A 24,647-nucleotide genomic window follows, 5' to 3' on the forward strand; every position below is an offset into this window, starting at 1 on the left:
GCCGGCCCGAGCGCGTAACGACTCTACGTACAGCCATGACGGTTCTCCCGGCTGCCAGAATCGTGGACAAGAGATAGCCCGACGATCCTTAGCAGCGCCAAGATTCGCTTCAGGTACCACCGATTTCAGGCGTAAAGATGCCCGTTTCCGGGTCTTTCACCGAAAGCCAGTAGCTCGAAAAAGTGAAGGGCGGCTTGACGCGAGGGAGAGGAGCGAACGATACTTTGAGTGCGAATCGAAGGTAGCGTCAGCTGCTTTCCGGAACGGGGCAGGCCGCAAGGTTTGTCCCGTTTTTACATTTGAGCGCCCTCCTTGTGTTTTCGATGGCCGCGGCCACACACGGGATGAGAAGGGGGCGCGAGTTGTCCGCCCAATGCGATGACGTCGCGCATCAGCTTGATTTGCACCGGTTGCAGGGTTTCAAAGACTTCCCAGAGCTCGTGCATCATCTTGAACAACTCAACTGACGCAGTGTTGGGGACTACGTACTTGCGCTGTGATTCTCGGACGGCTGCCTGCAGTGCGGCCTGTTCTCCTGCGTCAAGGTCGAATACCTGAATGAGTTTCGCCACGAACTCAATGGTCGGTGGCCCTTTCGTGCCGACCTCGAGAGCCGATAGATAGCTCTGCTCATACCCCATCTGCACGGCGAGGTCTGCTTGCCGCATGCTGTGATGCATACGCAATTCGCGCAGATAGATGGAGAACGGGCTCACGACGGTGATTGTGGGTGTCGATGACAGCAGAGAATTTAGCGGATATTCGACGGTATATCAACATAATTGGTTGATTCGTAAAGTAATTTAATAAAATCACTTCTGACGTTGGAAATGACCGGGTATCTCATAGGTGGGAGTGTGCTCCGCGTCGACTGCGCAGCAAATCATCGAGTCGTTGGTCCTCCAGTCTCTCGTTTCCCACGTCCGGCCCCCAGTCCAACGGGTCGTTTTCCAACATCGGCGGCGCGTCATGAGAAATCTCGACAATCAGGTTTTGTCGGAAATCGGTGCCCCCTTCGCCCGGATACCCCTTCGGATTCGCAATAATCCGTGTCGCACCGATGCGGTAGTCGCAAGCGGTATGCGAATGCCCATGCACCCAAAGGGCGGGCTGATGCTCCTCGATCAATGCTTCAAGATTGCTGGCATACGCGGCGCTCACCAGATCGGCGCGAAAGCGCGGCGGGATCGACTGGATTGACGGGGCGTGGTGTGTGACGACCACCGTAGGTCCGTCGTGCGGCTTCGCCAATTCGTTTTCGAGCCATTCGCAGGCGCGCAGGTGAAAGCGCAGTGTGTCTGCGGGCGATAGCATGACTTTCGTGGGGCCGTCCTTCACGGCGATGATCTTGCGGTAGTCCGTCATCTCCTGTTCAGCCGTATTCATCGCCTCGGCTCACCGAACAGCTTGAAATCGGTCCACAGCGTCGTTCCGAGAAAACGCACTCCGTCGTTGACCGTCGAGCTCTTCTCAAGGAAGAACGAGCCCACGCGCTCGCCTTCGGCGCTCTTGCCGTGCAACTCGCGCAGCGTAGCCGGGAGACTCTGGCCGTAGAACTCGTGATTGTCCGCCACATAGAGCATCCAGCGGTCACGCCAGCCGCGAAACCGCTTCCACCCCTTCGTACCGACGTGGATGTCCCCCGCCAGGATCAGCACATCAAGATTGCAATCGGCGGGCTCCCATGGTTCGCCGCATTCAAGGTGCACTTCACTCGCGATGTATAGCTTCATGCGCGGTTGTTCAGGGGCTCCTTAAGTCAAACAGGAAAGGCGGTTCTGCTCCCATCTATTCAACCGTTCGGGAACATAGGTTGATTTGTCGCGGAGGTGGTTTCTATGGTCAAGACGATGCTCTTTGCATCCAAGCGCTAAGGATCGCTTCACCATCCCGTTCAATTTTGCTAACTAATGTCGCTCGGCGAGCGCTTACGTGCTCTCGATGCGCGCGCTCTACCAAGACCGCTAAGGCGGCATGGGAAGCCTCCGCAGCATCGAACTTGGGCAAGTTCATGTGCTTAAAGATGTTGCCCACTTGGATCGAGACGTTGTGGCTCTCTACCCATTCCCGAACCGCCGGGGTGTTGAGCAGGCCACATAGAAAATAGGCGGGCCCCTTCTCGTCGAACGCGGCGAAGTAAACCTTGTGGTCGGGCACATACGGCCGGCGGCCGATCGTCGGCACGTCAGCGTGGCCGGCCACGGCGGCGTAGAAGCGGCTGGACATTTCGGGCCATACAACCTTCCATGGCTGGAAGGTGTAATCGCCCACATTATAGATTGCGTAGTAGGGTGCGCCTTTCATTTGGCGGCGGTAGGTGGAGCGGTCGCTCAAGAGCGCCTTGTAGCGCGCAAACCACGCCCGCGTTTTGGCGAGCGCTGCGCTATTCATCGCCGTTTGAGCGGACTTGTAGTCGTCGTAGCCGATGCCGCGGTTGGGGACAAAGGCGTATAGGCTTTCGTCCGCGCGCTTCGGATCAGACAAACGCAGGTAACACGCCTCGAAATCGCCAGCGCCCTTGATCAAGGGATAGAGCAAATCGGCTTCCACCCACGCGGTTTTTGCGGCCCCGATTTTCTTCTTGCCAGCATCCGGCTGGCTGAGAATCTGAACTGAGTCGCTGTTGACGTTGACGATTGGCACAAAGTAGACCCCATTGAGGTCGGTGGTAATACCCTTGCGTCCAGCCACCCAGGCGCACGTACCGGCGAGCGTTTGCAGGGATTGATAGCGCCCCTCGGCGAGCACGGCCCACGGGGAGCCGAGTTCGTTCACCGGTGCCGCCTCGTGGACCGTGACAGTGGTCCTGGCCCGTACCTCCGGCAACGTGAGACCCACCGGAATCGTCCTCGATTCGCCGGGCACACTTTTCCACAAACGGTAGGGAATCGGATAGACTCCAGGGGTCTTTGCCTTGTCGAACACGGCGACGACGGTATGGTTCGTCGCGTCCGCGAATGGTTTGAGGGCCTTCATGTCATCGACACTGACGGGTCGTAGGTGCAGCGTTTTCGGGTCGCTCGGCACCAGCTGAAAGTTGCGGAATCCTGCAGACGACGGGTTCTTGAAGATCTCCCCGCGAATCACAAACGCCAACCGACCGGTGGATTTGAGCCACTTGTCCGCCGTCGTGTAGGTAATCATCGCTGAAATGTCCAGCTCGTTGCCTCCGTGCCGCTTGTTCTTTGAGAAGATGCCATAGTGTTCGCAGGTGGGTTTAACCCGCTCCCGGTAGGTATCCGGCAGCTTGGACCAGCGCACCCAAGGCGGATTTCCCACGATGCAGTCGAATCGATCAGCGGTCGCCGACCAGAAGAAGTTGCGCACGATTCGGAACCAGATGCCGTTCCATTTCTCGCGATGGAGGTTGAGAATTTGGGTATAAGTGTGGCTCAGGGGTGCGCGCCATTCCGTTGCCTCTGATGAGGTAAGCAATCCGGCAGCAAGGAGCCGCTCTTCGGTCTGCGTGTACTCCAAATTCTCTTCGACATCCTCGCCCATCTGCGCGAAGACCTGATCCAACCGCTTCCGATTGAATACCAGGGATGATGGCAACTCGATCTCCAACCCCGCAAACTGGCTGCCGATGCGGTAGTGGAACACAGGTTGTCCCTTGGCCGGGTCCGGCGCGGGCGAGTAGATCGCATCGGCGAGCAGTACCGGAATCTCCAAAGCATGACCGGGGGCAGCCTTGAGGAGGTCCGCGATCTCCATCAGGAAATTGACCCGCGCGGTCTGTACCGCCAGCGGGTTCAGGTCGAAGCCCCAGACTGATGTGCAGACATGCTCAAGAATACGGGCGGCATCCCAGTTGGCCTTGGCCGCCTCCTCGCGAATCAATCGGATCAGCACGACTAGGAAAGCGCCGGAACCGCAGGTCGGATCTAGCACCCGTTTCGTAAGCCAGGCGCCACGCCGGGCCTTTTCGACGGTGAAGTCCACCAACCAGTCTGGCGTGTAGAACTCACCCAAGCTCTGTCGCAGCTTGCCGGGCACCAAGTCTTGATAGAGGTCGCGCAATACGTCGCGGGTGTGCGTCAGGCGATCAGTGCGGTAGAGCGACAAAGCCGCTAGGATACCCCGCAATGCTGCGACCAGTTCGGCCTGGTGAGCACCCTCGCGGGCAACGTCAAGATACCAACTGAAGATCGCCTCCTCGACAAATCCATGGATGCCGGCTTGCTGGAAAATGCCTGCCCGCTCGATGTCCGTCGATAGCATATCCAGCAATGCACTAGGGGCCAACACCGTTGCCATTGCTTGTGCCGGCTGCCGGAGGGTCGTGAGGCCGTGGGCCGACACGATTTCCGCGGCGAGAAGCTTGATGAGGAGCGAGTTGTAGGAGTGGATGACGAACAGCCGGCCCGACATGGCTTCGTGTTCCGCTCCTCGCCAAACGAATCCGATCTCGCGGTTGACGGCTTCAGCTTGTAGTACGGACATGTCGGCTACTTGACCGTAAAGCGTGCGCCACTCCTCGAACAGCATCTTGATCTTGGAATTGCCAGGCCGGGCCAGTTCGTCGGCCAAGGCGTCGGACATGGCTTGCATGAGCGCACGACCATGGGACGAACCATGGCCGAAGTCGGCCATCAGATGGTCTACTGTGATTGCACGGCGTGTATCGGCCTGAATCGCCTGGGCGACCAAGCGCACCGCATACTCGGAGAAGGGAATGAGGTGCTGCGTGTGAATCACCCCGTCGCGCACCTGCGCGAAACAGACATGATCGCCGTCGATCGCAATGCCGATGTAGTCGTCCGGGGCGATGCCTGATTTTTCTGACTCGCGCAGCACATAGTCCAGGAGCTGCTTCTCGGTCGCCTTCCTGAAGGCAGCGCTGGTCTTCTTTCCCTTGAAGAGCCCAGGCGCCTTAAACTCAATAATGACGTTGTTGTAGCTACTATCCTTGTCCGCCCGCTCGGCGTCGAAATGAACGCCGAGCGCCGTTTCAAGCGCGGATACCCAGGCGATGCGAACTTCCTCTTCGCCCTGCCAGGGCCGGCTGCGCTTGGCCGCGATATGTAGGTATGCGGTCTCTAGTGCTGCGGTATTAGACATTCTGAAAATCCTGTTGCGCGTTCGTCCGAAATTTAGGGGGCGAGCGTATGCACAACCTGCCGATTTCGTTGGTTTCCTCGCCCGACGCTCTCCGACTCCGACGAGCTCAGTGCGACTGTTTGGTTGGGCCGTCTTCCTTGAAACGGTCCAACTCCCGTGCCGGGTTGCCCCCGAAACGCCCGTTTTTTCCCGCCCCCCGAGGCTTCTTGGATGCGATGTCGATGCGTGATAGCACGACCCGGTAGTCGATTCCCTGATCCGCCATCTCGCCTAGCAACGCCGCGATCACCGCGAGATGCGAGGGCACCTCACCCCGCTTGGCATAGTTGGAGAGCGAGATCCGGTTCATGCGGACCAGTTCGGCGAAGGCCTTGATCGTCAGCCCCGCCTTGCCGACATGTCGCTGAAATTCAACATAGGTCATGGAACACATCATAACATTATGATTCGACGACATTAATAAATTAATAGAAAAAATAAAAAAATGTTTGATAGTCATGAATTAGTGTCTAACGGTGATCGCAGTCATTAAATAATGACTGCGCTAGGTGTATGATCGCCAGCAGTTCGAGTTGAGATGTACAAATATACAGCTAGATGGTCGGCCGCACCATGAAATGAGGCGAGTCGAGTTTTAACCGGGGCCGTCGATTCCGAGTTTTCCAAGCGCAACGGGATCGGACCGAAGGGCGCGGCTGCGTTGGAATCGGTGTACTAGGTTGGTTTGCCGCCGGCCCGCCGGAGTAGATGCAGCCGCGACGAAAGTTGCTCACGGGCTCCGCTCCGTGGTCCGCTAGTCCAAGCTCATCGTCCACCAGTACAAGATGTGCTCGGCAATCTTCACGCCAACGCTCGTCATCATCGTCGATTGCGATCCATGACCTGAGTCTGTGACGAGCAGCGTACTGCAGTACCTGCTCGCAGTGGCTCCTCGCGATCCACGCCTGCTGGTCCATTCGGCTGTGCCAGGTCGCGCCCACAACGCGCGCCGCGACATCGTGTGGTCAACGCGGAATCCCGCTTTGAATCGCCCTGTCCGCGCCAGGCCGATCTGTCAGGGGAGCGATCAATGACTTTAGCAAGTGTTGAAAGTTGCTTTTACATTTTACAAATTAGCGCGACATTGTAAAATGTAAAAGCAAATGTAACGCCGGGGGTACGATGTTCGCAGTGAGGCTGCAACAGCTAGTCGGTGGTGCGATCCGAGGATGGAAGATCCGGGCTGCGGCGTTCCTAGGGATCACGCGACCCACCCTCGACCGGTATCTGCGATACGAAGCGGAAGGTCGCTTATCGGCCATTCCTGAGGCCATTCTCGCCAAGGTCGGCATCCATGCCGACGGGGAGGCTGCGACGGCGCCCCCGCGGCACGAAGCCGGCGGATCGCCTTACGACATGGTCAATCTCCTTGCGGCCGGTCTTTGCCGACTTCAAGAGCACGTTGATCAACACGGGCATATTCAGGCGCCGTACCCCGAGGCGCTTCTCCGGGGCTTCAATCTTGCGGCCGCCCTGAACATCGAGCGGGGCACGTCCTATCCGGTCGATCTGGCGTCGCTCGTCCGTAATGCCATGAGCCCGATCTTTGAGTGGTGTCCGGAATATGGCGATGGTCAAGAGAGCGAGAGCTTCTTCGCCTCCCTCTTGATAGAGGCAGGAGCAGTGACCCCCGACTGCATCTCCATGGCGGGACTCGCTGAAGCCGACGCGGAGGAGATGTTCTACCAGCGGCTGATCGCGGCGTGCTCTGAGATCGACGAGGCCCACGGTCAGGCGTTCTACAGCGAATGGCGCCGTGCTGTCATTGAAAATCCGGTTGCGGAGTCTCATGCGGTCTTTCTCGTTCGGTACGAGACCTTGCGGGCGTGGACCTCGATGACCAGGCAACTCGTGGATTTTTTCTATGAGCGCATCCCGGAGATCCATGCCGAGGATGGAAAGATTGCGTTGTGTCCGCTTAGTGGTACCCGCCTTAGAAAAAACAGGAATCGGTGGGCGACAGAAATGCGCGACCCTGCGGCGGAGAAGATGCTTCGGGAGAGGGGCCCGAGGTACATCGATCACACGCCCGCGACCCTCGAACTGAAGCGACCCGTGAGGGTATTCTGGGCGCTGCCGGGGTGGCATGAACTACGGCTTCACGAGGCCGTAATGGAACGCGGTTGGAAGTCGCTCCTTTGGCCCGAGTTCGACAAGTATGATCTCTTGGTGTCGCGGCCGGGGAAAACGCGATTCGCCATTGATGTGAAGGACCACCTTTCGCCACTTTCGCTGGCGAGATCCTTGGGGAATGTCGAGCGGCGCCGAAGACAAAAGCGCGTTCTTGTGATTCCAGATTATCTCCGTGAACGACTTCCGCTCTACAAGACGGTCTTCCGTCGTGCCAGGCGTTCGGCGTTGATGGAGCCGGAAGTCATCATGACGGTCTCCGAGTTCCTTGATGTGCTCGAGGGGCAAGAATGAGAGATCTCGCGGAGTTTACCAGTCGATACGGAGATCTCGTGCTTACGGGCGCATCGGGCTTGAACCGGTTCGATCTGCGCGATGTGGCACTTGTGGACCTGTGCCTTCATTTTTCGCATCTGCATGCGCCGTCTGAGCCCGTTCACCTTCTTCCCTCCCTGCTCCAGGGGCACTTGACGACGTGGCTGCCCGAACAGGCGGCTCGGCGCCTCTTCACGCTGCGGCAGTACGCGGGAAACTTCTGTAGCCGGTTGGCTTGGAGGAAGGCGCTTACCGCGCACGCTGAGGTGAGCAATCGTGCGGCGTATCGTGTGGTCGACGGTTTCACACGGCGAAGGGACGCGGTTTCACCTTCGGTCATTGCATTCCTGGATAGCATTCTCGACGCGCGCGCCGAATATTCGGCGCGGGAATTGCGGCTCGCCGACGCGGGCCATGCGAAGGTCACGCTGACGAAGAACGCAGACGTTAGAACCGTCAGGATTCCCGATATCCCACTCACGCCGCCGCGTCGTGTTGAGCTGCCGAGGAGAAGCGTAAACCCGCCAGTATCCGTCAAGTGGACGACGCTCTTGGACGTTGCGCGACGGGTCGATGAACGGGAGTCCGCCCCCGGCTTCCCAGGCTGGATGCCCAAGCTGAATCTCTTCAAGCGCCTTGAAAAGGTGCGAGTCGAGAGTTTGGGGGGCGGCTTCTTCAGGGACGGCGCGATCACGCTGGACGGCACAAGCCATCTTGTTGGCATGTTGTCGAGCGGCAAGAGCACGCTGCTGCATGCGCTGTTGTTCGCCTTGATCAGCCCGGGCTACGAGAAGCGTGTGTTGATCCTGTCGCCGGACACCGCGTCCGCGTCACAGTTGGTCGCTCGCCTGCATGCTCATGGATTTTCCGAGGCAACGGTGATCAGCTCGCCAAGGAACAGAGACGAGCATCTCAGCATGGCGCACTGGAACGCCCGCGGCTACCCATCTGATTCGACCCTCGAGGCAACCGCGGCACTGACCAGCAGCCTTGGTGTCGCTTGTCCGCTGGAAGGTTTCCAGCCTCTTCCTCAGTTGGCAAACGATCCGGCGGCTCCGGGTGTGCTTAAGCTTTCTGAGAAACCGTGCCACCGGCTAAAGCAGGGTGGGCGCAGCGGTCACGAAGGCGACCGAACATGTCCGCTGATCACCTCATGTCCCGTGCACGATCAACAGAGCCGTCTAGGAACGGCGAACGTCATAGCGATGACCGCCCCGGCATTGCTGCATATGACCGTGGACAAGGCCTTCGTGGCCGAGGAGATGTCGTTTCCGGAGTTGTTCCAGTTTCTCGCTGACGTGGTCTTGATCGATGAAGCCGACAGCGTGCAGACGCATTTTGACGAGGAGTGTACGCAGGAGAAGGATCTGCTCTCGACCAACGAGTCGGCATTCATGATCTCAAGCGTTCGGGCGGTCGTGAAGGCCATTGGTGATCGGACAGGAAGTCAGTACCAGTCGTCCGCTAACGTGAGGTGGATTCGTGAGCTGAACCGGCTGCAGGACAGTATCTCGGCGATCTATCACTTGCTGTTGAGGCATGGCGATGCACTGCGCTGGATCACCGAAAGGAAGACATTTACAACCGCGAGCATCTTTGCCGATCTCTTGCCAAAGAATCCATTTCCCTTGGAGGAAGACGAGGTTCGACCGGAAGAGCGAGCCGGCAAGCTGGAGCAGATCGCGATCATGGCCGGGATGCTTTACGGAAAGTCGGCCACGGGAGACGAAGAGGATCAGGAAGCCGTCGGTACTGACTCCGCCAATCTCAACGATGAAATGCGTGAAGCCTACCGTTTCTTGAAGCCGATACAGGCCGATGTAATCGACGCGGTCGTCGATCAGCAGGAGGGCGAGACGATTGACCGGATTGCGGAGGCGATCGACACGGGGGTCCTCCGGATGTTCTCGTGGCGGTCCGCTCAGCCCACGATGCGCAGGCGTGGCCGCTCGCCCGACGATCGATTCGGGAGGCCGGAAGTGCCAACCGACGCGCGGAACCGAGCTCTAGCAGTCTTGCTGGCGATGCTGACGAACGTGTGTCTTTCGAGTTTCGCGTACCTGGTTCGTAACCAAGCCGCGGTTGAGGATGAATTCGGCTTGTTGAAGGAGGATGCGTTTCGAGAGGCCAGGAGAATCCTGCGCCACTATGGCAATCTCATTCCTCGGCCCATGTTCGGGAGCGTCTTTGGGCTCATGTTCCATCAAGCGGGCGATTCGGCGCAAGGTGGAACGCTCAAGCTGGTCAACCACCTTGGCGTAGGTCGATACCTGTTGACGAATCTCCACGGTCTGCTGGCATACGAAGGTCAAGCCGGGCCGCATGTCCTCCTGATGTCCGGGACAAGTTGGGCGGGCGGAAACTCGCCCACCGCTTCGCCCACATTCGATGTCCAGTGGCCTGTGACCGCCATCCTCAGGCAGCCGGACGAGGAACTGGAGGCGTTGTCGCACAGCCGATACGAGTTCGTTTCCCTTGGACATGAGCCCATCAGCATTTCGGGCGCTGCGCCGGATACCCGGAGGGCGCGGTTGCGCCAAGTGGCTAACCTGCTGGGCAGGCCGGCTCCCACCGGGACGATTCTGCAAAACAAATGGCAGGACTTGGAAGAGCTTTGGGCAGGGCAGGGACTACGATCAGCTGACCGTCGGCGTGCCCTGCTTGTCACAAACAACTACCCGGATGCGAAGCTTGTAGCGAACGAACTCGCAAGGGCCTGCGGACAGTCGCATTCGGTGTACTGCCTGGTGAGTGACCAACTTGCGCGGACTGGCGAGTTCGAACGGGAGGCCGCACGGTCCGGGGACGAATTCCATCGGGGGGTGAACCTTCTGCCGCGATCGAGGGTAGAGGACTTCGGACGATCACCCGAAGGGTCGGTCCTGGTCGCTCCGCTCGGACCGATCTCAAGAGGACACAACATCGTTACTCCCTCGGGGCAGGCGGCGTTGAGCACAATCTACTTCCTCCATCGTCCGCACCCACGGCCGGATGACCATTCCACGGTCGTCGGCATGCTAAACCGCGCGGCGATGGACCTGCAGTTGAAGCGGGATCGGCCGGCTAAGGAACCCGTATCCTTGTCGGACCTTGCCAGATGGTTCATCTCCCGCGGCCATCGCGCATTGAACGACGGGTTCGCGCTGCGCGTGTCCTACCAGGTAATGTCGCCGGAGGCACGGGCGCAATTCGCTTGGGACCTCATCACCTCTCTCTGGCAGACGATCGGGCGAGGAATACGGGGTGGCGTCCCCGTCTACGTTGGATTCATCGATCAGAAGTTCGCGCCGGGTCGGTACCAAGACCCGCCGAAGGCCGATACGGACAGTTCCAGCTGTCTCAAACAATGCCAGGAAACCCTGCGGTTGGCGATCGAGGACAGCGCCGATCGCGTCATTGCCGAACGGCTTTACAGCCCCTTTCTTGAAGCACTCGACCAACTATTTTGCGAACAAGTGAGAGGAAAAGTATGACGGCTGCGATCCACCCTTACCTCTACGAGATTGATGCAGGGATCCTTCTGGACCGACGGATCGTTCGCTATTCACTGCCGTTGGGGATCTATGGAGCGATCAAGGAGGCGCAGGGTGTCGAAGTTGACCGCAATGCAAATATTGCCGGTCTATCGGCTGTGCTGGGCTGGGCGGCTCCAAGTGTCGATCTGGTTGGCATTGAAGCGGAGTCGTACGGCGAGCCGACTTCGATCACACTGATCGCCATCGACCCGGCCAGTTCCGTCGACGAGATTAGGCGGGAGATCGAGGTGGCCGTGGCCATATGGCTCGGTATCGTTCTACCAGACAAGTCCTCCGCAATTATCGCGATGCTTCAGGACGGGCGGAGCTTGAGAGGTAAGCCATGCAAAGAAGTGACGATCGATCCGCGTGTCACGTGGAATGGCGCGTGCCCTGTTCCCAAGGACCCCGCTCTATTCAACCTTATCACGCTTGCGGCAGCGCGGGCGCTTGAAGGGAAGGCGGTAAACGAAGGAACCTGCAACGAGGGCGTCCTTGTGTCGTCCGGCCCCCAACGCAGCCTCTACTCCGGCAAGACGTTGCTTCGATATGAGCCCTCCCGCGTCGAGCGGAAATCGGGGCCAGGATGGTGGACCGAGCTGTTTAGCGTTGCGGCGGTGTCCACGCCCGAGAGCGACAAGTTACGCGTTTCCGTGAACGTGGGAATTCGGAACTTCGGTTCCGTTCACGCTGCACGCCTGAGCTGGACGCGCGCAAGAAGTATGGACGTGTTCCTTCCGGTGGATCCCGCCTTGAACACAGGCGCCGGCCGCATGCGATGCGTGGACCTTGCCACCACGCGACAGGATTGGCGGAATGCGTCCGAAGGCAAGAATGGAAACGACAGCGCCGACAGGCGAGTGCTGAAGGCGATACTTGGCATGTCTGGCATCCCGTTCGACGAGGCGGAGTTGGGCATGAGCAGCATTATTGGTGATCGCGTTGGTCTCTATCCGAGATTCGGGACTGTCCATGGAGATCAATGGGCGCCAGGTGGGACGGGCTTACCAAGTCCCGAGAGGGCGGCGTACCTGGACAATCTGGATCGCCATCTTGGAGCGGCGGGATTTCATCGAGTTGACATGGAGCGCGTCACCCGGAAAGGGCCTCGCACAAGGGCCGTGGTGGGAATTGGCGGGACGCCAGCCGAGCTCCGTGCTGCATTGGGACGCTCGGCACATTCTCTGGATAAGAGCGGTGAAAGTCACTTGGTCCTGCTCAAGGCCAGAGAGAGCGGAACAGACCTGGTCTCGCAGGCGGTTTGCAAGACGATAGGCAATCCCGACGAGGTGATTGGAAACCGGTGGCACTATTCCGAAGGGCCATCGTTGGTCATCGACACCATCCCAGCTGGATCTCTCGCGGAGATGGTCGATGACATTGATCGGACTCGACTCGCGGGGCTAGCCAAGGAAAAGCGGTGGAAAGTCGAGAAGTATTTGCTCGATGCGCGCGACAAGCAGGCACGTCAAGCGATGAGGGAATATCTTGATTCCCAGCAGCCAGTACCTGTCGGGCCTTGGATGGCCTTGCTTGAGATGAACAAGGCGTTGAGGGAGCGATCGGCTCGCGATCCTTACCTGCTCACGTACCAAGTGATCTCCGAAAGACAGGGTGTTGCACAGGTGCGGCTTTTCGATCCGGATGACGATCGCGCTGATGTGGGCACGGATCAAGAAGACGCCGAGGAGGACCCGGACCAACTCGCCTATCAAAATGCGTTCCTCGACCTCCTTCGCGCCTACGGCGTTTGTCCTGTGGAGCGACAGGATGTCCGCCTTGCGGCGTGGTGGATGATCGACGTACATGGACGCCAGGAGTATCAGGCGGGGGAGCGAGGAGGGCTTGCCACACCGGTATACGTGGAGTGTCACGGCGGGACGATCTCGGTGTGTCTACTCGGCCCCGACGAGTCGGTGCATCGTTGCTCGTATCCCGAGGCGATCCGGCGGATCTCCATGAGAGAGGTGCTCAATCTGAGAACCGCAAAGAAGATGGAGCGAACAGCAAGAGTCGGGCAGTTCTTCGCCCAAGCGACGCCACGGGATCGATACCCCACCGTCTTGTTTGTCGAGGCGACGAATATCCGGCAGTCTGTCCCGGGCCTGCAAAACAGTTTGAACTTTCAGTTCGACGCCTTGCGACTCGGCGCTGTTGGCGGTGCGGCGCCGATCAGAGAGATTTCGCCGGAGGACAACATCGCGATCGTGCGGATCACCGACGAGGCGGCCAAGGCGCCGTGCTACTGGGTAGAAGGAAACGTTCAGGGCACTACGGCTGGTGTTTTCAAGGAACCGACCTCGGAGCGAACGTACTGGGTGAGCCGAGGGTTGCCAACCCCCCTTCAGCGAAGCCTGGCAACGGTGAGTGCAAACAAGAAGTCGCGACACGAGTCAGGGGCGGGGCAACTCAAACACCGACGTTTCCCGTCCTTGAGCGAGGTATCGGTAATGGTCAAAGGGAAAAACGACGACGCACTGGGCTTAGTGCTGCTGACACGGCAAATGATGCAATGCCACATTGCGACTGACGAGAGGACCATACTTCCCTTCCCGTTGCATGAAGCCGGCTTACTTGCCGGAGCGGTCCGATAACGGTAGCGATTGGGGCGAGCAGATCACACTCGGAACTTCATGGGGGGATGAGAACGAGGATTATCTGTAAGGCGGCTGGGCAACTCGCCCCAGCAGGCGGCTGGTCAGGAATGGATCAGCGGTAGGGGGCCGATGGCTGCCAGCGATGTGGCGACAACTCGCCGATGCGGCTGGTCGGCGTCGCCGGCGCTCCCGATCTTCCGCCTCTCGGCCCTATGTGTATCTAACATAAGGCCGACGATACGTCATCGCTCCGCTCATACGCACATGTCCGGCGGTCGGTGCGGATGTTCCACTTGTATTTGAATCGTGGGAACCGATTGCATGCTTAGAACGGCCAATACCTTAGGGGTGCCGTTCTTGCCCCGACTCACCCAACTCATACCGTGGGGATAGTCCAGACGCTGTCGGGAGATTGGCGCATGCTGCTGGCGTCCCACATGTTGTCCGTGATGCCTATCAGCGCGCTGCCCGTTTGGCTTCCATCGCTTTGATCCGCAGATTCGAGGCATCGACAAAAGCCAGAGCGTCGTCCATGGCGGTGCAGGCCCGGACGGTTGTCTTCATCATCTGCTCAATCATCCTCTCCAGCATCTTCTCATCGTCGTTCGGACTGAACGACGCCGCCGCCCGGCGCAGGAACTCGCCCATCGACAGATTGGCATCCCGGGCCATTTTGGCAATCATCGCCTTCTCCTGGGCGGTCACAAGGACCGCGATTGGTTCGGTAGCATTAGCCATTGATTACTCCCTGATGTACATGATCAGCACATTTCCGGTGTAGGGCGTGTGAAGACAAAATCAAGTCCTTTGTAGCTACCGAAACTGTCTGGAGAATCGGGGGCAGGCCACTACTGCCGTTGACGCCGAGTAGCTCACTACATGAGCTTGGCGACGTGCGTGGCCGACGCTCAAGCCTATTCAGGGATCGGTTGAACCTCCGCAGGTAAGAACCACTTGTTCTTCTGGGCGTAGGCAAGCGCCTGGCCTGCATCGCGCGCCCAGAGCACAAGGGCCAAGCTCTCCTTCGCCCGACTGCACGTCACGTAGAGAAGACGGAGCGTGCGGTCAATCGACGTTTCCTTGTGCGTCTCCACGTTTTTGACGTCTGAGTCTCCCAGGGGAGATCCGAACAGCCTGTCGTAGGCGAACAAGAAACCCCCCGCATCCTCGTCGTCCATCACCACCATCACATGCTCAAACTCAGACCCCTTGACCACTTGGTGGGTCGCGAGGTGGGAATTGCCGCTCAGGTAGGTCTTGAACCTCCGAATCTGGCTCCAAGGCGAGGCGAAAAGCGTATGCCAGCCCCGAGCCAGTCGGTTCTCCACGCCCTCTTTCTGTCGTGACTCTGGCGCATCTGGAGGCGGCCGGGTGTCGTTAAAGGCTGCGAGCAGCCTCTTGTCTGGCTCGAACAGACTGCTCTGAACTATGGGTGCCAATACCTCTCGCACCGTTGCCGAAGGGTTCGAGCAAGCTGCAGCGAAGTCTTCGACTGCACGCTGATAGGCCTTCAGCTGCTGAGCACGAGCCTCGCCGTCAGCAGGAAGGTTCAGAAGCCGGTCGTAGCGATGAAGGACCTCAGTGACAGCGAAGTCCGATGAAACTTGACCACCGTTGACGCAATCGGCGAGGTCGATCATCTCGCGCAATAGAACTTGCACCGCCGCCGGACCGGAAGTGTCACCGGTCGCATCAGGTCGGACCGAGTCGGGGTCGAGCAGAGCGAGAGCCTCAAACACCTGAAGGAAATCTCCGCGCCGGGCCACCAGAGCATGCTCCAGGGCAAGAATCTTGTGCCCGGGATTGCCCGGTCGCCACTCGGCAGCGCCAGTTGCGGCCTCCATCGCCGACTCGCAGAGAGCCTCCCGTCGCAGCTTCTCTTCGGGCGTAGCCGCAGTGCCGCCGATGAACACTCGCACGAGCCCGGACGACTTCTCTTCGCGAGGATGCTGGCGAACGGCCTTCTTGGACTGCGTTCGCCCCTCCAAATCGGAATCCCAAATCTCGTTGATGAGGTCAACTATGCGGCGCTGACTTCTGTGGTTCATCTCCAGTTTTGGGGTCGCCCACTCCGGCGGAATAATGCTCGGAAGGTCTGCATGCCCATCCATATAGATGCGCTGGCGGTGGTCGCCGAGCAAGCCCAGCATCAACCGAGACGGGGCCTCAGCCACGACTTCCAACAGGGCGTCGAGAACGCTCTTCATCGTGTCCTGAGACTCGTCGATCAGGATGACCGGATGCTGGTCGCGAAGGATGCGGCGCAGCGTGGGCTTTTGCTTGAGTAGCCACGCGGCCACGCTCAGGACTTCTGCATGGCTTAGGGCACCGTCACCGTATCGTTTCCGGTCTGGGCTGTAGGTGAATCGTTGGGTCGCGGACAGAGCCACAGCCTTGGCCTCAAATTCCGCAATCGTCTTCTTGTCCTTGTCGGTTGGCCCTTTCTTCCGACCAGTTGCCGCTTCGCGTGCCTTCTCTAGCGCGAGAGCGTTCAGCGCCAGAAGCGCATCGCGGATGTCGTCGTCGAAGCCTGCGATCAAGTCCCAGCAAAACGAGTGGATGGTCGCGACCTGAGTGAGGTCGTTATTCCCAAGCCGGCCGGTGACCACCAACGCGGCGTTCTTCGTGTACGTGATGACACGAATCGTCTGAGCTCGCGCCCTCAGCTCTCGCGCGAATCGCAGGTCAAGGTCACCCGCCGCAGGCTTGGATTCTATCTGCGCACTTCCCGGCCCGATGCCGGTGAGCTTGCGAAGCACTGCCACCAACGTCCGCGTCTTGCCGGAGCCGGCTCCGGCAAAGAGAAAGAAGCTCCTCGGCGGCGTGCTGGTGACGTACGCGACGATTTCGTCGACGACGCCAGCGTCGCGCTCATTCGGATCATCCTTCGAGCCGACCATCAGACTGGCCCCGTCTTCGACGGCGCCAACTCCTTGTCGAGCCACGCCAGCGCATCGGCGATGTAGGCTGGGCAAGCAAACTTGTCGCCCATGCTGATACGCTCAAACATGGTTGTAGCAAACTCGGCCTTGGCGAACTTTTCACGCAGCATGGCATGAAGCTCTTTGCAGAGCGCCGCAGGGTCTGGCTCCGCAAGAACGGTATCAACGACGACACGCAAGGGACCAATCACCTTCGGCAGGGCTACCTCGCCGGCGGCAGGTTTCTTGCCCGTCTCTTGCCCGATGGCTTTGAACCAGTCAAGGTTCGTCAGTATCAAGGAGTCCTCAAACGAGCTTGGCCAAGGGCCGTTCTTTGGGACGGGAACCTGCCATGCAAATCTGACCCGCCCGCCGTTTCCGTTGCTCCAGGTCTGGTCTGCCTCGGCCGGCTCTGCCAACAGGTGCAGTTCCTTCTTCTTGGGGTGCCAGCCATTGAGCGTGTCATTCCCGCACTCGAGCCCTTTCGGGTCAACGATTGCTGCCGCCTTCCGTACGGTCTTCCCGTTTGCGTCCTTCGTCACCTCCACCGGGTCCACGTCGGTGATGACGACCGTGGGAATTCCCAGCCTCTCAACGAGCGGGCGCAGCCGGTGCGCGTGACGCCCGCCGAGGTCGAGGAAGGAGATGTAGCGCTTGTCGAGCTTCTGGAAATCGCGCTCGATGAACAGGGGAACGAGCATCCTCTCTGCAGCCCCTTCTACGAAGATTGCAGCATCGGCGAACAGTAGGTCCGTGTGCTGCACTCGGAAGTACCGCTCCGCAAAGGTCCGAGTCTCCTTGTCGGTTCCAAAGGCCGTGGCGAGGTCGATAACGTCAGAGCATGGCATCGCGCCTGCTGGTGACGGAATCCGCCGTACGTAGCGCAGCCGATCGAAATTCTCGGCGTGAGCCAAGTGACTCGCATGAGTACTGATGACCAGTTGACTGCTCAGGTGCGCATGCTCTGGGGCGGTCGGGCTGATGAGCTCGGACGCACGTTGCGGAAAGATACGCTGTACCTGAACATGCAGATGGGCCTCGGGCTCCTCCACCAGCACGAGATGCACAGCAGCGGGACTACCTTCGGAGGGCTTTAGCCGGGAGTCTCTGAACGAGACCAACTGGTAGCTCAGCGATTGCAGGTTCTGGTAGCCCAGCCCGATTGAATACTCGGGAAGGTAAATATCCGCCTGCGCGTCATCGAGGCGGTACTGCACGGCTGTACTGTGGTCGAGCAAATCGCCAGTCTGTATGCGAGTTCTGAAGTGGATCTCTTGGGGATCATGCAGGGTTGGATACCCGAGCTTCTTCACGTGCTCAATGGAAGGTGTCAACGCGACTTTGATGCGAGCGTCAAGGTCTTCCTGGGCTTGGGCGATGGCTGCGATCAGTTCGGGCTGATGGCCATGGCCAGTCGTCGCTATGTTCAGGTGCTGACGGGCGTATTTCAGAAGCTGGTTGGAAAACAGGCCAACACGATGCGTACCTGAGCTGGATCGTGACTCTGCTTCCTCGGTCCCGAATCCGCGTTGCGCGGCAACGAAGTCGACGCGCAATAGCTTGGAGAGCTTTGTCCGGTCGACGGCTGCCGCTTTTGGCGACAAGCCCTGCGGCGCACCCGCGGGTGGATTCGCGAGCGGTCCCAATGCCGGGTCCAGCCTGTAGACAAGAATGCAACCAAGGTCGGCAGGATGACGAAGCCAGTAGTCGATGAGGTCTACAGGCCAGGCGTGAGCCTGCTTCTTGAAGTCTTTGACCGGATGACGAGCCTCACGGTATCGCCAGGCCAGTCGTTGAAGGTCCTCTACCGAGGAAGCGGGCTCAAGGCGGAGGCGAACCCCTACGGCGCCGCCGTCCCAGTTGAGCGAGGTGATGAAAGGCGCAACAAGGTTGTAGGACCCAGGCTGCGCATCGAACCACAGGTCCAATGTGGGCATGGAACCCAGGAGCGTTGCCAGCTGCTCCTTCCACTTCTCGACGTCACCCGCGGCCGATGCAGGGTCCTCTGTCAATTTTTCCCACTCAGAACCGAGTGCTCTCAGCGCGGGCCATTGGTCAAGGCTGATGTCGAAAGCACCGAAGACCTGGCTCGCGGCCAGGAAGTTGCGGATCGCTATGAGGATGGATGTCTTGCCACTGTTGTTGGCACCGACCAAGACTGTCGCTTTCTTGTCGATCTGGACCCGGGTCTGCGCCAGTCGGCGAAACCGGCTGAGCTCGATGCACGAGAGGCTGACTATGGGTGCTAGATGGGGCTTTGCCCACGGCTCGCTCATCTACGTTCCTTGGAAAACTTGGGGCCATTCGAAATCTGGCACTCGCGTTGCACAGCGACCCGCGCGTCCAGGTACCGGTTGGCTGTTCACCAAAATCAGTAGTCGTCGCCCGTACCGTCAATAACATGCACTTGATCATTCATTCAACGGGGGGGACCAAAGGGTCGCATGGGTCGATGGCAGTCATGCTAGCACATAGGCATGAATGACTGCTAAGGCCAAGGAGAGTCGGGTTACCCAGGGGGAATGCTGGGTGCGGATGTCCTACGTGGCCGCGGGGCGTCGCCTTGAACGGGCTATTGGACGTCCGTGTTCGAGGCCGCCAAGATCTGAAGATGCGAGTGGTTCCTCAACAAAAAAGCCCCGCCGATTGCTCGGCGAGGCTACGCTGTTTTCATTTTGGTGAGATTGTTTTCACTTATTCTGAGAACCTACAATCTCAAACGTCGATATTCCTTGCATACAACGCATTCCCTTCAATGAACGCCCGTCTCGGCTCCACGTTGTCGCCCATCAGCGTCGTGAAGATCTCGTCCGCGGCGATCGCGTCGTCGATCTGCACTTTCAGCAGGCGGCGCACGGCGGGGTCCATCGTGGTTTCCCACAGCTGCTCGGGGTTCATTTCGCCCAGGCCCTTGTAGCGCTGCTTGGAGAGACCGCGTTCGACTTCGTTCAGCAGCCAGCGGATGGCGTCGGCGAAGCGGGTGACGGGCTGGCTCTTTTCGCCGCGGCGGATCTCGGCGCCTTCGCCGATCAGGTCGGCGATGGCGGCGGCGGCGGTGCGGATGCTGCGGTAGTCGCCGGAGACGACGAATTCCTCGTCGAGCCAGCCGAGCTTGCGGTTGCCGTGCAGCATGCGCTCGATGGCGATGCGCCAGGATTCGGATTCCTCGTGGTACTCGGGGCGGATCTGCACTTCGTCCGGCAGGTGCGGGCGGATGAGGGCGGCCGCGGCGGCGGTGGAAGCTTCGTCGGCGAGGCTGACTTCGATGTCATGCGCGAGCATCGCGTGCAGCACGGCGCCGTCGATGTAGCCGGACAGGCGGTTGATGACGGCTTCGGCGAGCAGGTAGCTGCGCGCAAGGCCGCCGAGCGTTTCGTCGGCGATCGCAGCGGCACCGGTGCGGGGCAGCAGGGCGGCGCCGTCGAGCGCGAGCTTGAGGAGGTGCTGGTTGAGCGCCGCCTCGTCCTTGATGTACATCTCGTTCTTGCCGTGCTTGATCTTGTACAGCGGCGGCTGCGCGATGTAGATGTGGCCGCGTTCGACCAGCTCGGGCATCTGGCGGTAGAAGAAGGTCAGCAGCAGCGTGCGGATGTGGGCGCCGTCGACGTCCGCGTCGGTCATGATGATGATGCGGTGGTAGCGCAGCTTCTCGGGCTTGTAGTCTTCCTTGCCGATGCCGGTTCCCAGCGCGGTGATCATCGTCGCGATTTCCTGGCTCTGCAGCAGCTTGTCGAAGCGCGCCTTCTCGACGTTGAGGATCTTGCCCTTGAGCGGCAGGATCGCCTGGAACTTGCGGTCGCGGCCCTGCTTGGCGGAGCCGCCGGCGGAGTCACCCTCGACGAGGTAGATCTCGCACAGTGCGGGGTCCTTCTCCTGGCAGTCGGCGAGCTTGCCGGGCAGGCCGACGCCGTCCAGGAGGCCCTTGCGGCGCGTCATCTCGCGCGCCTTGCGCGCGGCGTCGCGGGCGCGCGCGGCTTCGACGATCTTCGCGCAGATCGTGCGCGCGTCGATCGGGTTTTCCTGCAGGAAGTCGGTGAGCTTGCCGGCGACGACTTCCTCGACCGCGGGGCGCGCTTCCGACGACACCAGCTTCATCTTGGTCTGGCTCGCGAACTTGGGGTCGGGCATCTTCACCGAGAGCACGCAGGCGAGGCCTTCGCGCATGTCGTCGCCGGTGATGTCGACCTTGGCCTTCTTGGCGATCTCGTTTTCTTCGATGTACTTGTTGATGACGCGCGTCATCGCCGCACGCAGGCCGGTGAGGTGGGTGCCGCCGTCGGCCTGCGGGATGTTGTTGGTGTAGCACAGCACCTGTTCGGCGTAGCTGTCGTTCCACTGCATCGCGACCTCGACGCCGAGTTCGGCTTCGTGGCCGTGGCCGGCCGACACCTTGGTCGCGCCTTCGGCATAGAACACGGTGGGGTGCAGCACCGACTTCGTGCGGTTGATGTAATCGACGAAGCCGCGCACGCCGCCGGCGAAGGCGAAGTCCTCTTCCTTGCCGGTGCGCTGGTCGATGAGGCGGATCTTGACGCCGTTGTTGAGGAAGGAGAGCTCCCGCAGGCGCTTGGCGAGGATCTCGTAGTGGTACTCGATGTTGCCGAAGATCTCCTCGTCGGCGAGGTAATGCACCTTGGTGCCGCGCCGCGTGGTTTCGCCGACGATCTTCAGCGGGCTGGTCTCGACGCCGTCGACGACTTCGATCACGCGGTCCTGCGGCACGCCGCGGTGGAATTCCATGAAGTGCTTCTTGCCGTCGCGCGCGACGGTGAGGTGCAGCCACTTCGACAGCGCGTTGACACAGGACACGCCGACGCCGTGCAGGCCGCCCGACACCTTGTAGCTGTTCTGGTTGAACTTGCCGCCCGCGTGCAGCACGCACATGACGATCTCGGCGGCCGAGCGCTTGGGCTCGTGCTTGTCGTCCATCTTCACGCCGACCGGGATGCCGCGGCCGTTGTCCGACACCGAGATCGAGTTGTCGGCGTGGATGGTGATGACGATGTCGTCGCAGTGGCCGGCCAGCGCCTCGTCGATGGAGTTGTCCACGACCTCGAACACCATGTGGTGCAGGCCGGTGCCGTCGGAGGTGTCGCCGATGTACATGCCGGGGCGCTTCCTCACGGCTTCCAGGCCTTCGAGCTGCTGGATGCTGGATTCGTCGTAGTCGCCGGAGGGGGCGGGAACGGGGGCGGACTGGGGCAGGTTTTGCGGATCGGACATCGTCAATCTCTGGGTTTCATCAAAGAACGCGCCCCGGGAGGGCCCGGGGCGAAAGCACTACGTGCCGGCGTCGGGCCGGCGCGCGTCAGATGCGCATCGGCATCACAACATACTTGAAGCGGTCGTTGCCGGGCAGGGTCACCAGCGCGCTGGAGTTGCCGTCGTTGAAGCGCCACTCGACCTGGTCCTCGTGGATGTTGGTGAGCACGTCGAGGAGATAGGTGACGTTGAAGCCGATGTCGAGCGGGTCGCCGTGGTAGTCGACTTCGAGTTCTTCCTGCGCTTCTTCCTGTTCGGCGTTGGTGCTGGCGATCTTGAGCAGGCCGTCGCCGAGCACGAGGCGCACGCCGCGGAACTTGTCGTTGGTCAGGATCGCGACGCGCGACAGGGTCGCGAGCAGCGGCGCGCGCTCGAAGGTCAGCATCTTCGGGTGGTTCTGCGGGATCACGCGCTCGTAGTCGGGGAACTTGCCGTCGATGAGCTTGGAGACGAGCTCGATCGGGCCGAAGCGGAACACCACCTGGTTGCCGGCGAGGATCACTTCCAGCGGGTCCTCGCTGTCGGCGAGCTGGCGCGCGAGCTCCATGACGGTCTTGCGCGGCAGGATCACTTCGCTGCGCGGCAGATCGCCCTCGACGGGGTTCGACGCGAAGGCGAGGCGGTGGCCGTCGGTCGCGACCATGCGCAGCTCGCCGCCGGCGACGATCAGCAGCAGGCCGTTGAGGTAGTAGCGGATGTCCTGCTGCGCCATCGAATAGGCGACCTGGGCGAGCTGGCGCTTGAAGCTCTTCTGGCTCACGGTGAAGCGCGTTGCGTCGCCGTCGGGCAGGTTCATGCGCGGGTAGTCGGCGGCGGGCAGGGTCTGCAGCGCGAAGCGGCTGCGGCCGGCCTTGACGGTGAGGCGCTTGTCGTCGAGCGTGAGCACCACTTCGCCCTCGTTCGGCAGCGCGCGCAGGATGTCCTGCAGCTTCTTCGCCGCGACGGTGATGTTGGCGTCCTCGCCGCCGATGTGGCCGCCGGTGGTCGTGCGGATCTGGATCTCGATGTCGGTGGCGAGCAGCGTGAGCTGGTCACCGCGTTTCTCGATCAGCACGTTCGACAGGATCGGGAGCGTGTGGCGCTTTTCGACGATGCCGGCAACCGACTGCAGCGGGGCGAGGAGCGCATCGCGGGTGGTGGTGAGCAGAAGCATGGCGTCTTGTAATTCCGGTTGAAGTTATTCCGTGGTTCCGGGCAAGGGGGGATGACTGCAGGGGAGTTGCATCGGGCGGGCGCTCATCCGCGCAGCACCTGCGTGAGCACGTGCACGTCGTGGTTGAGCTGCTGGTCGGAGAGGCGCAGGTCGGCGATCGTGCGGCAGGCGTGCAGCACCGTCGTGTGGTCGCGCCCGCCGAAGGCTTCGCCGATCGCCGGCAGCGACATCGGCGTGAGGTCCTTCGCGAGCCACATCGCGACCTGGCGCGGGCGCGCGATCACGCGCGTGCGCTTCTTCGAGTGCATGTCGGCGACCTTGATCTTGTAGTAGTCGGCGACCGTCTTCTGGATGTGCTCGATCGTGAGCTGGCGGTTGTGCGCGTTGAGGAGGTCCTTGAGCGCGTCCTTGGCGACTTCGAGCGAGATGCCGCGGCCGTGGAAGCGCGCGAAGGCGACGACCTTGTTCAATGCGCCTTCGAGCTCGCGCACGTTCGAGCGCAGGTTCTTGGCGATCAGGAAGGCGACGTCGTCGGTGAGCTCGACGCGCAGCGCCTCGGCCTTCTTCTGCAGGATCGCGACGCGCATCTCGAGCTCGGGCGGCTCGATCTGCACCGTGAGGCCCCAGTCGAAGCGCGAGATCAGGCGGTCTTCGAGGCCCTGGATGTCCTTCGGGTAGGTGTCGCAGGTGATGACGATCTGCTTGCGCGCCTCGGTGAGCGCGTTGAAGGCGTGGAAGAACTCTTCCTGCGTGCGGTTCTTGTTGTTGAAGAACTGGATGTCGTCGATCAGCAGCAGGTCGAGCGAGCGGTAGTAGCGCTTGAAGGCGTCGAAGCTCTTCTGCTGGTAGGCGCGCACGACGTCGGCGTAGTAGTCCTCGACGTGCACGTAGCGGATCACCGCGCGCGGGTTGCGGCGGTAGACGGCGTTGCCGATCGCGTGCACGAGGTGGGTCTTGCCGAGGCCGACGCCGCCGTACACGAACAGCGGGTTGTAGGACGTGCCGGGATTCTGTGCGACCTGCATCGCGGCGGCGCGGGCGAGGTCGTTGGCGCGGCCGGTGACCAGCGTGTCGAAGGTGAAATCGGGGTTGAGGCGCGTCTTCTCGTAGGCGAGATCGGCGGAGTTCGAGGCCGGGGCGATGTCCGGTTCCGGGCGCGTGATGATGGCGGGCGCGGCCGGAGCGGTGTTCGCCGCGGTACTTTCGGAGCCTTCCGCGGCGACCGGCGCCGCGGGGGCAGCCGCGACGGGCGTGCGCGCGACCGCGCGCGTGTTGCCCGCTTCGGACATCACGAGTTCGAGCGCCATCGGCCCGCCGTGGAATTCCTCGCCCAGCTCGGCGATGCGCTTGAGGTAGCGTTCGCGCACCCACTGCATGACGAAGCGGTTGGGGGCGAGCACCCGCAGCGACGGTTCGTCGCCCGCGCCGGCCTCCGCGCGCAGCGTCTTGATCCACGTGTTGAACTGCTGGGGCGGCAGTTCGCTTTCAAGGCGCGACAGGCAGAAGGACCAGAAATCTCGATTCACGGACTCGAAGGCTAGGGCTTGGGGCACGATTTCCTGAATGCCTCGCCCGGCCCCGCGGATGCGGCAAACTGGACGGTGGCATGAGCTTGTTTCGGGGCGCGCCCGGCCGCCGGCGCAGCGCTGCCGGG

The 24,647-nt window shown here is 60.7% G+C and carries 13 protein-coding genes and 2 pseudogenes; 3 read left to right on the forward strand and 12 right to left on the reverse strand.

The window, feature by feature from the left end; genetic code table 11:
• Positions 1-293: 293 nt before the first annotated feature.
• The 6 genes and pseudogenes from GPA22_RS02710 to GPA22_RS23065 all read right to left on the reverse strand — a co-directional run.
• Positions 294-716, reverse strand: coding sequence for a helix-turn-helix domain-containing protein (locus GPA22_RS02710; protein ID WP_169254554.1), 423 nt, complete (start codon positions 714-716; stop codon positions 294-296).
• A gap of 127 nt (positions 717-843) precedes the next feature.
• Positions 844-1,386, reverse strand: a complete 543-nt coding sequence (locus GPA22_RS02715) for a metallophosphoesterase family protein (protein WP_169254555.1) — start codon at positions 1,384-1,386, stop codon at positions 844-846.
• Complete coding sequence (locus tag GPA22_RS02720) at positions 1,383-1,733, reverse strand: metallophosphoesterase family protein (protein WP_169254556.1); 351 nt, start codon at positions 1,731-1,733, stop codon at positions 1,383-1,385. The genes GPA22_RS02715 and GPA22_RS02720 overlap by 4 nt, the downstream gene beginning before the upstream one ends.
• Before the next feature lie 109 nt (positions 1,734-1,842).
• Complete coding sequence (locus tag GPA22_RS02725) at positions 1,843-5,061, reverse strand: Eco57I restriction-modification methylase domain-containing protein (protein WP_169254557.1); 3,219 nt, start codon at positions 5,059-5,061, stop codon at positions 1,843-1,845.
• A gap of 106 nt (positions 5,062-5,167) precedes the next feature.
• A complete protein-coding gene (locus tag GPA22_RS02730) occupies positions 5,168-5,485 on the reverse strand; it encodes an XRE family transcriptional regulator (RefSeq protein WP_211168886.1) in 318 nt (105 codons plus the stop codon).
• A 169-nt stretch (positions 5,486-5,654) separates the two neighbouring features.
• Positions 5,655-6,044: pseudogene (locus GPA22_RS23065) on the reverse strand (HAD domain-containing protein); the annotation flags it as partial.
• A gap of 178 nt (positions 6,045-6,222) precedes the next feature.
• On the opposite strand from GPA22_RS23065, the gene GPA22_RS02740 reads away from it, so the two are divergent.
• From GPA22_RS02740 to GPA22_RS02750, 3 genes are read left to right on the forward strand one after another with little or no spacing between them, the layout of a single operon-like run.
• A complete protein-coding gene (locus GPA22_RS02740) occupies positions 6,223-7,524 on the forward strand; it encodes a restriction endonuclease-related protein (RefSeq protein WP_169254559.1) in 1,302 nt (433 codons plus the stop codon).
• Positions 7,521-11,018, forward strand: a complete 3,498-nt coding sequence (locus GPA22_RS02745; RefSeq protein ID WP_169254560.1) for a pPIWI_RE_Z domain-containing protein — start codon at positions 7,521-7,523, stop codon at positions 11,016-11,018. The genes GPA22_RS02740 and GPA22_RS02745 overlap by 4 nt, the downstream gene beginning before the upstream one ends.
• Complete coding sequence (locus GPA22_RS02750; protein WP_169254561.1) at positions 11,015-13,654, forward strand: RNaseH domain-containing protein; 2,640 nt, start codon at positions 11,015-11,017, stop codon at positions 13,652-13,654. The genes GPA22_RS02745 and GPA22_RS02750 overlap by 4 nt, the downstream gene beginning before the upstream one ends.
• 459 nt (positions 13,655-14,113) lie before the next feature.
• Here GPA22_RS02750 and GPA22_RS02755 read toward each other — a convergent pair whose 3' ends face one another.
• The 6 genes and pseudogenes from GPA22_RS02755 to dnaA form a co-directional block, all read right to left on the reverse strand.
• A complete protein-coding gene (locus GPA22_RS02755; RefSeq protein WP_169254562.1) occupies positions 14,114-14,395 on the reverse strand; it encodes a plasmid mobilization protein in 282 nt (93 codons plus the stop codon).
• Positions 14,396-15,777: 1,382 nt separating this feature from the next.
• A pseudogene (locus GPA22_RS23070) lies at positions 15,778-16,557 on the reverse strand (UvrD-helicase domain-containing protein); the annotation flags it as partial.
• A complete protein-coding gene (locus GPA22_RS02765) occupies positions 16,557-18,854 on the reverse strand; it encodes an AAA family ATPase (protein WP_169254564.1) in 2,298 nt (765 codons plus the stop codon). The gene GPA22_RS02765 and the pseudogene GPA22_RS23070, both read right to left, overlap by 1 nt.
• A gap of 439 nt (positions 18,855-19,293) precedes the next feature.
• Positions 19,294-21,801, reverse strand: a complete 2,508-nt coding sequence (gyrB, locus tag GPA22_RS02770; protein ID WP_169254565.1) for a DNA topoisomerase (ATP-hydrolyzing) subunit B — start codon at positions 21,799-21,801, stop codon at positions 19,294-19,296.
• A gap of 85 nt (positions 21,802-21,886) precedes the next feature.
• The gene (gene dnaN / locus GPA22_RS02775; RefSeq protein ID WP_169254566.1) at positions 21,887-22,993 is read right to left on the reverse strand and encodes a DNA polymerase III subunit beta; all 1,107 of its coding nucleotides are present in this window, start codon (positions 22,991-22,993) and stop codon (positions 21,887-21,889) included.
• 83 nt (positions 22,994-23,076) lie between these two features.
• The gene (gene dnaA / locus GPA22_RS02780; RefSeq protein WP_169254617.1) at positions 23,077-24,519 is read right to left on the reverse strand and encodes a chromosomal replication initiator protein DnaA; all 1,443 of its coding nucleotides are present in this window, start codon (positions 24,517-24,519) and stop codon (positions 23,077-23,079) included.
• Between the last annotated feature and the right edge of the window lie 128 nt (positions 24,520-24,647).

It is taken from the genome of Aromatoleum toluvorans (genome assembly GCF_012910905.1).
Classification (GTDB): Bacteria; Pseudomonadota; Gammaproteobacteria; order Burkholderiales; family Rhodocyclaceae; genus Aromatoleum; species Aromatoleum toluvorans.

Coding starts and splice junctions, on each gene's coding strand:
- GPA22_RS02715 (WP_169254555.1), bottom strand. CDS start 1,386: ATGAATACGGCTGAACAGGAGATGACGGACTACCGCAAGATCATCGCC.
- GPA22_RS02720 (WP_169254556.1), bottom strand. CDS start 1,733: ATGAAGCTATACATCGCGAGTGAAGTGCACCTTGAATGCGGCGAACCA.
- GPA22_RS02725 (WP_169254557.1), bottom strand. CDS start 5,061: ATGTCTAATACCGCAGCACTAGAGACCGCATACCTACATATCGCGGCC.
- GPA22_RS02730 (WP_211168886.1), bottom strand. CDS start 5,485: ATGACCTATGTTGAATTTCAGCGACATGTCGGCAAGGCGGGGCTGACG.
- GPA22_RS02740 (WP_169254559.1), top strand. CDS start 6,223: ATGTTCGCAGTGAGGCTGCAACAGCTAGTCGGTGGTGCGATCCGAGGA.
- GPA22_RS02745 (WP_169254560.1), top strand. CDS start 7,521: ATGAGAGATCTCGCGGAGTTTACCAGTCGATACGGAGATCTCGTGCTT.
- GPA22_RS02750 (WP_169254561.1), top strand. CDS start 11,015: ATGACGGCTGCGATCCACCCTTACCTCTACGAGATTGATGCAGGGATC.
- GPA22_RS02755 (WP_169254562.1), bottom strand. CDS start 14,395: ATGGCTAATGCTACCGAACCAATCGCGGTCCTTGTGACCGCCCAGGAG.
- GPA22_RS02765 (WP_169254564.1), bottom strand. CDS start 18,854: ATGAGCGAGCCGTGGGCAAAGCCCCATCTAGCACCCATAGTCAGCCTC.
- gyrB (WP_169254565.1), bottom strand. CDS start 21,801: ATGTCCGATCCGCAAAACCTGCCCCAGTCCGCCCCCGTTCCCGCCCCC.
- dnaN (WP_169254566.1), bottom strand. CDS start 22,993: ATGCTTCTGCTCACCACCACCCGCGATGCGCTCCTCGCCCCGCTGCAG.